The sequence below is a fragment of the Bacteroides sp. f07 genome, assembly GCF_042854785.1.
Lineage (GTDB): Bacteria > Bacteroidota > Bacteroidia > Bacteroidales > Bacteroidaceae > Bacteroides.
Genome location: NZ_BAABXI010000002.1, coordinates 681,693 through 696,088, shown reverse-complemented (window position 1 = coordinate 696,088; position 14,396 = coordinate 681,693). Strand labels below are relative to the sequence as shown.

Here is a 14,396-nt window from a genome sequence, read left to right as displayed (position 1 = left end):
TGCATCCGGTATGCTTATTTCTCTCCTATATATTTAGAAGGCGACACCCCGAAGTGTTCCGTAAAATGCTTGCGAAGCGTACGGGTATCCGAATAACCGACCATCTCCGTAATCTCCTGAATCGAGTACTGTTTTTCAAGAATCAACGAAGCGGCTTTACTAATGCGAATGCTCCGGATCATGTCTATCACAGACAAGTCACTACGCTGCTTTACTTTACGATATAATGTAGGCTGGCTCATATTCAGTTGTTCAGCCAACATCTTGACATTGAAGTTCTCATTAGGAATATTCGCCTCTATGACATGAATCAATTGTAACAGAAAGGTATCTTCCTGTTCCCCCTCTTCCGATTTCTGTTTCAGCATCAAGGCTTTGGTATAAATCCTCTTCAACTGTTCACGCTGCAAAATCAAGTTATCGACTTTCGCTTTCAGGATTTCAGGGTTGAAAGGCTTCATCATATAATCATCCGCCCCGCTACGCGCACTTTGCAGAATGTCTGCATCCTCTGCTTTTGCTGTCAGCATCAAGATAGGAATATGTGCTGTCTCTTGTTGTGAACGAATTTCCTCACAACAAGTAAAACCGTCTTTTACAGGCATCATCACGTCGGAAATAATCAAATCGGGAAGCTTTTCTTTCGCCATGTGTACACCTTCTTCACCATTGCCGGCTTCATATACCGTATATTTGGAAATAAACAAGCTCCGAATGTATTCGCGGACATCTTCATTATCTTCAATGATTAACAGGCTTTTCTTTGCCGCTACATTCTGCATTTCATTTTCCGAAGTTTGCAGAAACAACTCAGTTTTCAAGCCACTCGATTGTTCCACTTCTTCCCGCTGACAATCTACCCACTCACAAGTATCCTTTAAGAAATGCTCTTTCCCCTCAGGGATATACAATACAAATGTACTTCCCTCCCCCGGCACACTTTCCAACGTGACCAGACCATGGTGCAAATCCATCGTGTTTTTCACAATATGTAGTCCGATTCCTATTTTTGTCGAAACTTCTGGCATATTCTCTCCTGTTATGAATGACTCAAAAACATGTTTTTGCAGTTCTTTCGATATTCCCACCCCCGTGTCCGAAACGGCTATCTGACAATAGCCGTTTCCATCTTTTACCACATAAGAAACAGAAAGTAAGACACTACCTCCCAAAGACGGCGTATATTTAAAAGCATTTGAAAGAAGATTCTGCACAGCAGAAAATATCTTACTCTCATCCACCCAAAACAGAAGTTGTCTGTCTGGTAAGTTTACCTCAAAATGTAAACCTCTGATTTCTGCCATTTGCCGGAATGACTCCGATACATTTTTTATCAATTGTATCAGATCTACTTCCGATACCCGAAGTCTTACCATCCCAGCATCTATTTTTTGCACATACAACAAATGATCAACCAAAGTATGTAACGAAGTGGCATTCTCGTACATGATCCGCAACTTTTTATAAAAAGGCTCCAACACGGTACCTTGTTTTATCAATTCCTGCAATGGAGCAAGAATCAAAGTTAGCGGAGTACGCAATTCATGAGCAACTCCCGTAAAAAAGTTTTCACGTTCCATACGTATCTGGTGTTCTTTCTCACGTTCCATATTGACGGTCAGTAGTTCATGTTTCATCTGCATTTCACGTTCCAGACGCTTTTGACGCATTTTCATCAACCGTATGCAATACATTATTCCAACTGACACCAATAAGAGTATGAAAACACGAAAAATTAAAGTGTTACTCCAATGAGGAAGAATTACTATTTTCAAAGAAGTCACAGGACCTGCCTGCCCGTCCGGATAAATGCTCCTGACTTCAAATACATAATCTCCGGCTGCCAAATTGGTATATACCGCCTTTTCTCCATCATCAGATATCAACCAACTCTCCTGATAAGGTAAAAGCCGATAGTTATATTTCTGCTGTTCGTTGGAATAAGACAAATTATTAAATATTAAAGCAATATCCCGGTTAGCATTATTCAATATCACCTGTTCTGTATAAGAAATCATCTTGTCAAGCACAATCTGATTATTTATCTCTTTTCCTATTTCAACGGAGCGATTATCAACTTCCAAACCTGTAATCAAGACCCGCTCATTATTCGGCCAAGTATCTATTTCATTTGGATCAAAATAAGTCAGACTTTGATTATTACCAAAAAACAAAGTACCACAACTGAACAGCGCAGAACGATTACTCCCTGCTATATAATAGTTGTAAAAAAGATGTTGATGGCGGCTATAACGTGATATTCCCGAATTACTACCCAACCAGATATGCTCCTTACCATCTTCCACGATACATCCGACAAAGTTACTACACAATCCGTCAGCAGTTGTATAAAATTCACAAATTGTATCTTGAGAAGGCGAAAGAATGGCAAAACCATCAGTATAGCCAATATATAAGTTTCCATCTGAAGACGCTAATAATGAACGCACCGAATAGTAATCAAGCTTAAGACTTTCCTCATAGCCTTTACGAACTGCCATATCACCGGAAGCTGATTCTAAAATCCTGCACACTCCCTGTTCACTTGTCCCTAACCATATTGTTCCATCTTCTGTTTGGGCAAGAGCACGTACCCAAATAGCCCCTTTCTCATTCAGCCAACGCTCTATCGGCAATCTCACACAAGTCCCTGTCTGCAGTTCATATAAAAGGAGTCCGTGTTCCGTACCTATCCAAAGCCGTTCTTTCTTATCCATATACAAAGCCCATACAGGAAACTTGTTGACAGCTCCGTCTATTACCAAAGACTGGTTTATAAACTTACCGGATTGGGTGTTATAAACAGTCAGCATACCATTCTTATTTCCAAACCAAAGGTTTCCAGCGGAATCTTTCGACGCACATAATATCGTCTCTTCAGACTTCTCCTTTTTAACATTCATTGCCGAAAAACAAAGTTTTCCATTTTGAATATACGGTGTATCACTCCGCATTATCCCTTTATGAAAGGTAGCCAACCATATATGCCGTTCATCATCCATAAGCACACTACATATTTCATTATGCCTGTCCTGATAATAGCGGTTATAAAACTGGGATCTCAAGTCCGAATACATCACTCCACCGCCATTGGTACCAATCCACAAAACACCATTCGGATCATAAAAGGCAGAAATCATCCTAGTCTCAAGATTCCGATGAATTTGCGTATAAGTGTAGTTATATACCTCTGAAGTCAATTCCTCCTTTTTTTCTCCATCTGGCATCAGTAAAGTATAACCACTCCATGTAGCTGCCAAATAACGGTTATTTCCGATATATATAGTTTCATAAACATCTGTATGGGAAAGGAGATTTTCTTTTCCCGTTCCACCATAAGAAATACGGTCAATATGCCCCGTACATGTATGATAACGAATAATTCCTCTTGCCAAAGTCGAAACCCATATAATCCCTTGCCTGCTCAAAACAGAAGTGATTTGCAATGCTTTTCCATTATCTAGTGAGACTTTTTTATATATTTCCGAAGTATCCGTACAGAATAAAAACAAGTCCCCTTTATTAGTTGTCAACCAAATTCTGTTCTTATTTTCCCCATCATAACAAATAGCACTAAAGAAACCATTTTGTTCTGACAACAAATCGTACTCTTTTTGCAACTCAATACGGACAGTAACCGTATTCCTTTCCGGTTCTTCCTGATCCTTCCATCGACATAACAACAATCTATTTCCGGTTACTCCCCAAAAAGAAGATTCATCAATAGGTAATACATGATTGAAGGTAATTTTTTCCATCCTAGAAGCAGAAGATACAGGAATAAAAGCTTCCCGCTTCCGGTTGTAAACATGAAAAGTACCATTGGAAACGACCCCCAGATAATCATGAGACAAACGCACAATAACAGAATTCGGGATGTAGCTTTCCTGCGGTTTGAAATTTCTGACAGTCCTGCCATCATAACGGCTTATCCCGTCATTGGTTCCGAACCACATAAATCCATCATCATCTTTATATATGGAAGTTATTGTATTATCAGCCAGACCATCCTGCATCGTCAGTAAACGAATGTCTTTGTCAAAAAAAGCATGCACAAGATTTATCGGGCAACTACTTATAATCAAAATAAAAAGAATTAGATTTAAGTATTTCATCATTTTTTGTTTTGATGCAAATAAACTAATTTATAACCGAATACACAAAAAAAAGTTATAAAGAAATAATGTTTGAATTAAACATGTATACTCAATGAAAAGAATATGCATATCCTGAAAATTCTTATTCACGTACTTTTGCATTTGTAATATAACAACCTTATGTTCAACTTTAATCAAAATGCAATGAGAAGACTTAAATCATTACTCATCATGTTGTTGCTCAGCATTAATATCATGTATGCACAGCAAATCAACATTAAAGGTATGGTCACTGACAAAAAGCTCAATGAGCCCATTATTGGTGCCAGCGTAATAGTAAAAGGAAGTACCAATGGAACGATTACCGATTTCGATGGTAAGTTTACTCTTACTAATGTTCAGATAGGAAATATGCTAGTCATATCCTATATAGGTTATCAAACTAAAGAGATTAAAATCACTTCTGAAAAACAATATTCTATTTCCTTGGATGAAGACACCCAGACATTGGACGAAGTGGTTGTAGTAGGATTTGGTACCCAGAGAAAAGCCAACCTGACCGATGCCGTAGCAACCGTAGATACTAAAATGCTGGATTCACGTCCGGTAACCAACTTAGGACAATCTCTGCAAGGTACAGTTCCCGGTCTAAATCTGTCTGTCGGAAATCGGGGTGGTGAATTAGGACAAACACTAGATATCAACATTCGTGGCACTGGTACCATATCACAAGGTTCCAATGCAGCAACTTTAGTGTTAATCGACGGAATTGAGGGAAATATGAACAATCTGAACCCTGACGATGTAGAATCTATTTCTGTTTTGAAAGATGCCGCATCAAGTTCCATTTATGGTTCCCGTGCCGCCTTTGGCGTAATCCTAATTACAACCAAAAAAGGAAAAGCAGGAAAAATCAACGTCACTTATTCGGGAAATGCCCGCTACTATGGTCCCAACCACCTGCCCGACTTAATGAATTCATGGCAGTTTGCCAATTATTTCAATGAAGGTAATGCAAACTCCGGCTCCCCCAATCCCATTTTTGACGCAGACACCATGGATCGTATCCAAAAATATATGAACGGAGAAATCAGCACCAGCACTGTTGCCAATTCTAACGGCAATTGGCAATTCCATGAAAAAGCCAATGACAATGTAAACTGGTACAAAAAACAATATAAATGGTCATGGGCACATGAACACAATCTGAATATAAGTGGCGGTACTGACAAAAGCCAATATTATGTTTCTGCCAATTATTTAAATCAAGACGGAAATTTACGTTTTGGTGAAGATACATATGACCGCATTTCTACAAACGCCAAATTCAATGCACAACCGTACAAATGGCTGGATATTGAGGTTAACACCAAATATGTACATACCGACCTCGATAATCCATTCTATACCGATTTGGACGGTTTGCTTTATCATGATATTGTACGTATGTGGCCTACCATGCCATTTGAAGACCCGAACGGACACTATATGCGTAACGGCAAATTAGCACAATTGACAAATGGCAGCCGTTCGAAAACCAGCAATGATAATGTATATCTGCAAGGCCAATTAGTATTTCACCCGATGAAAGGTTGGAATATTTATGCAAATGCAGGTTTACGCCTTATCAGCCAACTAAAGAGACAAAATCTGAACAAAGTTTATGAATATAATGTAGAGAATGAACCGCTGTTACTTTCATATGGTTCAAATTACACTGCGGGACAAACCGGTGCCATGCAGCATTGGACAAAAGCCAATCATCTGACTACCAGTTTATATTCTGATTATTCTTTCTCCATCGACCAACATATGTTTAAACTCATGGTCGGTGTCAATACTGAAAAATACAACAATCGCTATTTATCAGTCAAACGTATGGACTTGATTTCGGAAAATGTTCCGGAAATCGGTTCAGCTACCGGAGAGGATGTTATCAATGAAGCAAGTGCGTATTCATGGGCGACAGCAGGTTTCTTTGGTCGTATCAACTACGATTATTCTAACAAATATTTCTTTGCGGCAAACTTACGCTATGACGGTTCTTCACGCTTCCTGCGCAAAGAACGCTGGGGAGTGTTCGGTTCTTTCTCTTTAGGCTGGAATATAGCCGCTGAAGAGTTCTTTTCTGTAAACAAAGATATCATTAACCAATTAAAACCACGTTTCTCCTGGGGTACATTAGGAAATCAAAACACAAAATCATATTATCCTATGTACTTACTACAGACCGTCAAAGCTAACGGCGGAAGCTGGTTAATGGGAGATTCCAAACCGTCTGTCGCGAATGTTCCAGGAACAATCAGCAGTTCTCTGACTTGGGAGACCGTTAAATCACTGAATGTCGGTTTCGACTTGGGCATGCTGCGTAACCGTCTTACAGTCAACTTCGATTACTTTGTCCGTAAAACACTTGACATGGTAGGTCCCGCATCTGAAATAGCAGGTATCTATGGAACAGGTATGCCACAAACCAACAATACCAATCTCCGCACAAAAGGTTGGGAACTAGCTGTAGCATGGCGCGACCAAATAGGGCAAGTCAACTACAACGTAGGATTCAATATTGCCGACTCACGTTCTTTCGTAGACAAATATCCCAATGCGGACAAATCAATTAAAACCTATTATGAAGGGCAGGAACTGGGAGAAATTTGGGGATATGTAACTCATGGCATTGCCAAAAGCCAAGCAGAAATGGATGAATGGACAGCCAAGAACAATCCTTCCTGGGGTTCAGGCTGGGGTGAAGGTGACATTATGTATACCGACTTGAATAATGATAACGTAATCAATGAAGGAGCCAATACCGTAGATGATCCGGGAGACCGCAAAATTATCGGTAACTCCACTCCGCGCTTCCGTTTCGGAATCAATTTGGGGCTAGAATGGAAAGGTTTAGATTTCAGTATGTTCTGGCAGGGAGTGGCCAAACGGGACCTAGCTTTGACAGGAGCTATGTTTTGGGGACTTTCCGGTGGTGAATGGCAATCAACAGGTTTCAAAGAACATTTGGATTATTACCGTCCGGAAAATACAAATTCTGTATTTGGCCCCAATACAAACGCCTATTTCCCCAGAATTTACATGGGCAAAGATATGAACCAAAAAGTACAGACCCGCTACTTACAAAATGGTGCCTATGCACGCCTTAAAAATATTCAAATAGGATATACATTGCCTAAGCAGATTATCAACAAACTATGTATGCAGAATCTACGTGTATTTGTCAGTGCAGAAAATGTATTGACCATTAGCAGTTTGCCAGGAGGATTTGATCCGGAAACAACTTATTCTGTTTATGGAGATGAATTTTCCGGTAAGACATACCCGCTCCAAAGCACAATTTCATTTGGTATTAATGCAACTTTCTAAACAATCAGAACGCATATGAAAAAGATATTATTATATACATTCATGGTCGCATCAGGCATATTCGCCTCATGTAACGACTATCTGGACTGTGAACCAATTACAAGTGTAAGTACAACAGTCTATCTTTATTCTGAATCAGACCTAGCCGCTTATGCCGCGAAATTCTATAATGACAGCGAAAATGAAAATAATGACGAATATGGAAATATTCTTCCGTCACATGGTTCAGGCAGTTATAACATGGGACTCTTTGATGATGACAACGGGACTGACAACCAAACAGCTGACACACCCAACAAATTGCTTGTAAAAGGACAATCCTATGTTGGTGAAGAAAATCTTTGGTATAAATACTTCCGAAAAATTCGTGCAACCAATTATTTCCTGCAGAATGTCCCCAAACGTTTTGAGAATGGAGAAATCACGGGTAATGATGCAAATATCAAACATTATATCGGTGAAGTCTACTTTTTCCGTGCCTATATTTATTTTATGGCATTGCGAAATCTAGGAGATTTCCCTATTATAAAAGAAGTGGTGTCCGACGATTATGATGTTATACGCGAAGCATCCAAACGCCGTCCACGTAACGAGGTAGCCCGTTTCATTCTTTCTGATCTGGATAATGCCTACAACTATATGTTGCCCACCGCTCCTGTAACCAACCGTCTGAATCGGGATTGTGCAGCCTTGGTAAAAAGCCGCGTAGCCTTATTTGAAGGCACCTGGGAAAAATATCATAAAGGTACTGCATTTGTTCCCGGTGGTCCCGGCTGGCCCGGCGCTACTATGGATTATCTGAAAGACTTCAATATCAACATTGATTCCGAAATCAGATACTTTCTGGAGCAAGCTGTCGAAGCTGCCGACATCGTGGCCAAAGCTCATCCTATATTAAATAACGATTATGCTGCAATGTTCAACTCAATAGATTTGAGTGGTATGAATGAAGTTTTGTTATGGCGCAAATATAGTTTGAATTCTGAAGCAACTTCCTATCATTTTGTAGTAAGTTATCTACAGCGTAACGGTGGCGGAAATGTTGCTTTCACACGCTCAATGGTAGACTCCTACCTGATGAAAAACGGTTTGCCGATTTATGCCGACAACTCCGACTATCAAGGTGACGGTTCTTATGAGGATCTATTCACCAACAGAGATCCTCGCATGGAGCAAACCATCCTTAAAACCGGAGATCTCTTATCTGACGGTCCCAACTTGATAGAGTACATAAAAAATGACGGTAAAGGTTATTTCTATCGGGCTCCGATTTTCGAAGGACAGGTTGAAAACAGCAATGCTACTGGTTACTGTCTTCGCAAAGGCTTAAATACTTCCGGCAGCATGCAGACCACTAAAGAGTCTTACACCGGATGTCCTATATTCCGCGCAGCAGAAGCTTATCTGAATTATCTGGAGGCATACTACGAATTACATGGCAATTTACAGGGTAACTGTGACACTTATTGGAAAGCTCTCCGTACTCGTGCCGGTGTAGATACAGACTATCAGAATACAATTGATAATACAATCATGGAAAAAGAAAAGAATGATTGGGGAAGTTATTCAACCGGAACCCAAGTGAATACTACATTATACAATATCCGTCGTGAACGTCGGATAGAATTGGCTGCCGAAGGACATCGTATGAATGACTTAAAACGTTGGAGAGCTCTTGACCAAGTAAAGAATATACATATTCAGGGATGTAATTTCTGGGAAAGCATTTACCTGCTGTACACAAATCCTCAACCCGAAGATGCTGCTTCCACACTTGCGAAAATGACATTGACAGAATATGGAACTACGGAAGAAACAGCCAACGTTTCATCACGCAATGACCAATACGCAGAAGGAAAATATTTATTACCCTACCGTAAAAATAAAGCAAATATAGGATTTGACGGGCTTAACTGGAATACCGCCAAATACTTATACCCAATAAGTAACCGGGAATTCCGCTTAACGACCGCAATAGCCGGTTCTGGTGACTTTGACAGTTCCAGTATCTATCAAAATCCGGGATGGAGCAAGAATGACGGTACATTGCCTGTAGGCGATTAGAAACCAAGTCGGTTCTCAGCCAATAACAAAGAGTACCGAGTTTTGCATCAGCATCAGGGAGGAAAAGTTGTCTTTCACTAAAATAACTTTACCTCCCTATTACAATACATGAAATAATATATGTATCTTTACCCATTATAAACGTCACCATGCAAAAGATAATTTACCTTCTGGAATTTGTCAGCGGAACTGTATTTTCGTCGCTGTCTGTTATTGCCCAGCCATCTCCTAATCTTCTTTTCATCATGGCTGACCAATGTCGGGGTGACGCTCTCGGCTGTATTGGTAAAGAGCCGGTGAAAACTCCTTGTCTGGATAATCTAGCTTCCAAAGGTATTCTATTTACTAATGCAATCAGCAGTTATCCGGTTTCATCTCCTGCACGAGCCATGTTAATGTCAGGCATGTATCCACCACACAACAAAGTTACAAGTAACTGTAATTCACAAACTGCACCTTATGGAGTGGAACTTCCACAAGACGCCTATTGCTGGAGTGATGTATTGAAAAGCATGAATTATCGTACCGGATATATCGGCAAATGGCATTTGGATTCCCCTTACAAACCTTATGTCAATACCTATAACAATCAAGGGAAAGTAGCGTGGAACGAATGGTGTTCTCCCGAACGCCGCCATGGCTTTGAACATTGGATAGCTTACGGAACATACGACAACCACCTGAAACCGATGTACTGGAATACGACTACTCCAAGAGACAGTTTTTACTATGTCAACCAGTGGGGGCCTGCCTATGAAGCAGATAGAGCCATCGAATATATTCAAAAACAAAAAGAGAGCAAACAGCCTTTTGCTTTAGTCGTTTCAATGAACCCTCCGCATACAGGTTACGAATTAGTGCCCGACAAATACAAGGATATGTATAAAGACCTTGATGTAGAAGCACTTTGTGCAAACCGCCCGGACATACCGCCCAAAGGCACTGAAATGGGCGACTATTTCAGAAATAACATACGCAATTACTACGCCTGTATCACAGGAGTGGACGAACATGTGGGACGTATCATAGAAGCTCTCAAGAACAACGGATTCTTCAACAATACAATTGTGGTATTCACTTCCGATCATGGTATCTGCATGGGTGCCCATAACAATGCGGGAAAGGATATCTTTTTTGAAGAATCAATGCGAATTCCGATGATCATATCCTGGCCCAAGAAGATAGAACCACGCAGAGATGATCATTTAATGATTGCTTTTGCCGACCTATACCCTTCTCTTTTATCTATGATGGGATTCCAAAAAAAGATTCCCGAAACAGTACAAACGTTCGATTTATCTCGTGAGATTCTCTGCAAAAGTAAGAGAGAGATTGTACAACCATATTATTATATACAATATAATAATCATTCCATCGGCTATCGCGGGTTACGCACGGCAACTCATACATTTGTAGTTCATGCAAGTAACGGTGTAATAGATGAAACTATTCTTTATGATCGCACAAAAGACCTTTATCAAATGAATAATATCGCCGGACAATCCCCCCAATTAGTCCGGCAACTCAATAAAAAGCTGAAGGTTTGGCTTATCCAGACCAATGATTCATTCGCTAATTACATAGACCTCTAAATAATCTTATTATCTTACCCCATAACAAATTAAACCATGCAGAAACAATATCTTATTTACCTCTTACTCTTTTGTACAATTGACTGTTTTGCCCAAAAACAGGGGAAAATAATCCCCACTCCCAAACCTCACCAGCTAAAATGGCACGAAGCCGAATTGGGAGCCGTGTTTCATTATGATTTGCATGTCTTTGATGGTATCCGCTATGGCCAAGGCAACAACCGTATCAATCCTATTGAAGACTATAACATATTCAATCCGACAGAATTAAATACCGATCAATGGGTACAAGCCGCCAAAGCAGCCGGATGCAAGTTTGCCGTACTGACAGCCACCCATGAAACCGGATTCGGGCTTTGGCAAAGCGATGTCAACCCGTACTGCCTGAAAGCTGTCAAGTGGAGAGACGGAAAAGGGGATATAGTCCATGATTTCGTCAATTCCTGTCGTAAATATGGCATTCAACCAGGTATTTACGTAGGTATCCGCTGGAATTCCCTATTGGGAATACACAACTTCAAGGCTGAAGGTGAGGGGGAATTTGCCCGGAACCGTCAGACATGGTACAAACGCCTTTGTGAGAAAATGGTAACAGAGCTTTGTACACGTTATGGCGACCTCTATATGATATGGTTTGACGGTGGAGCCGATGACCCGCGTAACGATGGTCCCAACGTAGAACCAATCGTAAACAAATACCAACCGGAATGTCTTTTCTATCATAATATCGACCGTGCTGACTTCCGTTGGGGAGGCTCGGAAACGGGTACGGTAGAATATCCCTGCTGGTCTACTTTTCCAGTTCCCTGTTCACACCATAAACGCATAGAAAGCAACATCGACCAATTAGAACTGTTGAAACACGGTGACAAAGATGGAAAGTACTGGGTGCCCGCTATGGCGGACACGCCATTAAGGGGAGCGAATGGACGTCATGAATGGTTTTGGGAACCGGATGACGAGAATAATATTTATCCGTTGGACGTCCTGATGGATAAATATGAAAAATCCGTAGGACGAAATGCCACCCTTATCCTCGGATTAACCCCCGACCCCACCGGGCTTATCCCTGCCGGAGACGTACAACGACTGAAAGAGATGGGAGAAGAAATAGACCGCCGTTTTTCCTCGCCCATTGCGCAAACGTCAGGACAAAAAAAGATCCTGACTCTAAACCTCGGAAAGAAACAAACCGTAAGTTACTGTATCATCCAAGAAAATATAAAGAATGGAGAACGTGTCCGCCAATATAAGATAGAAGCAAGAATAAATGGAAAATGGAAAACAGTCGGTTCAGGAGAATCCATTGGACACAAACGTATCGAAAAGTTTGAGCCGATAGAAACAACCGAACTAAGACTTACCATTCTCAAGTCTATCGCATTACCGGACATCATCAATTTTAGTGTTTATTCCGCTAAATAAACAAATTCCGAGAATTGAACAGTCAAGAATACATAAAGATAAAACTTAATAATTCCCCCATGAATAAAAAGAAACTATTCCCCCTCGCACTTGTGCCCCTCGCAGCAACCAGCCTGCAAGCACAAAGCAACGTACAGACAGAACGTACGGACAAACGCCCGAACATTATCCTCTTTATGGTGGATGATATGGGATGGCAGGACACTTCACTTCCTTTTTGGACACAAAAAACGCATTACAACGAGCTGTACGAGACTCCGAACATGGAACGGTTGGCACGCCAAGGAATGATGTTTACCCAAGCGTATGCCAGCAGTATCAGTTCTCCCACCCGATGCAGCCTCATCACCGGAACAAATGCGGCACGCCACCGCGTAACCAACTGGACACTGCAAAAGAATACGATGACAGACCGCAAAGACAATCTGCTGGCTATTCCCGACTGGAACTATAACGGGGTCAGTCAAGTGCCCGGTACGAACAACACCTTTGTAGGAACTTCTTTTGTACAAATCCTAAAAGACAGCGGTTATCATACCATTCATTGCGGAAAAGCACACTTTGGTGCCATAGACACTCCGGGAGAAGATCCGCATCACTGGGGATTTGAAGTAAACATAGCCGGACACGCTGCCGGCGGACTTGCCAGCTATCTCGGAGAAGAGAATTACGGACATACCAAAGACGGAAAACCCGTTTCACTTATGGCTGTCCCCGGACTTGAAAAGTATTGGGGCACGGAAACATTTGTTACCGAAGCATTAACTTTGGAAGCTATCAAAGCACTGGACAAAGCCAAGAAATATAATCAGCCTTTCTACCTGTATATGTCACAATATGCTATTCATATTCCCTTGAATAAAGATATGCGCTTCTACGACAAATACAAGAAAAAGGGTATGACCGACCACGAAGCCGCTTATGCCACCCTTATCGAAGGAATGGATAAGAGCTTAGGTGACCTGATGGACTGGTTGGAGAAGAATGGAGAAGCCGACAATACTATCATCATCTTTATGAGTGATAACGGTGGACTTGCTTCGGAATCCGGATGGCGTGACGGAAAGTTGCATACGCAAAACTATCCGTTAAACAGTGGTAAAGGTTCGACTTACGAAGGTGGTATCCGCGAGCCGATGATTGTCAGTTGGCCGGGAGTGGTAGCTCCGGGCAGTAAATGCGATGACTATCTGCTGATTGAGGACTTCTACCCAAGTATCCTCGAAATGGCAGGAATTAAGAAATATAGAACAGTCCAGCCGATAGACGGAATCAGTTTTCTGCCTTTACTGAAACAGACAGGTAATCCATCCAAAGGACGCAGCCTTTTCTGGAACATGCCCAACAACTGGGGAAATGACGGACCGGGTATTAACTTCAACTGTGCAGTCCGTAACGGAGACTGGAAATTGATTTATTATTATGGCAGCGGGAAAAAAGAATTATTCAATATCCCGAATGATATAGGTGAGAGTAATGACCTCAGCATACAGCATCCGGACATTGTGAAAAAACTATCTAAAGAATTAGGTAGCTACCTGAGAAAAGTAGACGCACAGCGTCCAACTGTCAAAGCAACCGGCAAGCCATGTCCGTGGCCGGATGAAATCAATTAGTTCATTCAGTAAAGGAGTGTTCAAAACATAAAGTGTGGCGGGGAGTGTGGATTTATTCCACACTCCCCGCCACACTTTCCACATATTCCCCATTGCTTTCTACACATCTACTCTATCCAAAACGACCATTACAACATTACATATCAACAACTTAGATGAATATTTTTTCTTTGGCACACACTTTGAACTATATTAGAAGTCAATGTAATAGTAATAACCAATTCCTT

The 14,396-nt window shown here is 41.1% G+C and carries 6 protein-coding genes; 5 read left to right on the top strand and 1 reads right to left on the bottom strand.

Features of this window, described 5'->3' with window-relative positions; genetic code table 11:
- Positions 1-14: 14 nt before the first annotated feature.
- Complete coding sequence (locus ACGHVY_RS17685; RefSeq protein WP_390600965.1) at positions 15-4,115, bottom strand: two-component regulator propeller domain-containing protein; 4,101 nt, start codon at positions 4,113-4,115, stop codon at positions 15-17.
- A gap of 186 nt (positions 4,116-4,301) precedes the next feature.
- Between ACGHVY_RS17685 and ACGHVY_RS17680 the strand changes: the two genes are divergently transcribed.
- The 5 genes from ACGHVY_RS17680 (at position 4,302) to ACGHVY_RS17660 (ending at position 14,169) form a co-directional block, all read left to right on the top strand.
- The gene (locus tag ACGHVY_RS17680; RefSeq protein WP_390600314.1) at positions 4,302-7,472 is read left to right on the top strand and encodes a SusC/RagA family TonB-linked outer membrane protein; all 3,171 of its coding nucleotides are present in this window, start codon (positions 4,302-4,304) and stop codon (positions 7,470-7,472) included.
- 15 nt (positions 7,473-7,487) lie between these two features.
- Complete coding sequence (locus ACGHVY_RS17675) at positions 7,488-9,536, top strand: RagB/SusD family nutrient uptake outer membrane protein (RefSeq protein ID WP_390600312.1); 2,049 nt, start codon at positions 7,488-7,490, stop codon at positions 9,534-9,536.
- Between the two features lie 149 nt (positions 9,537-9,685).
- Positions 9,686-11,128, top strand: coding sequence for a sulfatase (locus tag ACGHVY_RS17670; RefSeq protein ID WP_390600310.1), 1,443 nt, complete (start codon positions 9,686-9,688; stop codon positions 11,126-11,128).
- A gap of 36 nt (positions 11,129-11,164) precedes the next feature.
- Entirely contained in the window at positions 11,165-12,553 is a 1,389-nt protein-coding gene (locus ACGHVY_RS17665; RefSeq protein ID WP_390600308.1) for an alpha-L-fucosidase, read from the top strand.
- Positions 12,554-12,612: 59 nt separating this feature from the next.
- Positions 12,613-14,169: a sulfatase gene (locus tag ACGHVY_RS17660; protein WP_390600305.1), complete on the top strand. Its 1,557-nt coding sequence runs from the start codon at positions 12,613-12,615 to the stop codon at positions 14,167-14,169.
- Positions 14,170-14,396 lie beyond the last annotated feature (227 nt).

What these genes read in the sequence shown, in the direction of transcription:
- ACGHVY_RS17685 (WP_390600965.1), bottom strand. Translation starts at nt 4,115, where the DNA reads ATGAAATACTTAAATCTAATTCTTTTTATTTTGATTATAAGTAGTTGC.
- ACGHVY_RS17680 (WP_390600314.1), top strand. Translation starts at nt 4,302, where the DNA reads ATGAGAAGACTTAAATCATTACTCATCATGTTGTTGCTCAGCATTAAT.
- ACGHVY_RS17675 (WP_390600312.1), top strand. Translation starts at nt 7,488, where the DNA reads ATGAAAAAGATATTATTATATACATTCATGGTCGCATCAGGCATATTC.
- ACGHVY_RS17670 (WP_390600310.1), top strand. Translation starts at nt 9,686, where the DNA reads ATGCAAAAGATAATTTACCTTCTGGAATTTGTCAGCGGAACTGTATTT.
- ACGHVY_RS17665 (WP_390600308.1), top strand. Translation starts at nt 11,165, where the DNA reads ATGCAGAAACAATATCTTATTTACCTCTTACTCTTTTGTACAATTGAC.
- ACGHVY_RS17660 (WP_390600305.1), top strand. Translation starts at nt 12,613, where the DNA reads ATGAATAAAAAGAAACTATTCCCCCTCGCACTTGTGCCCCTCGCAGCA.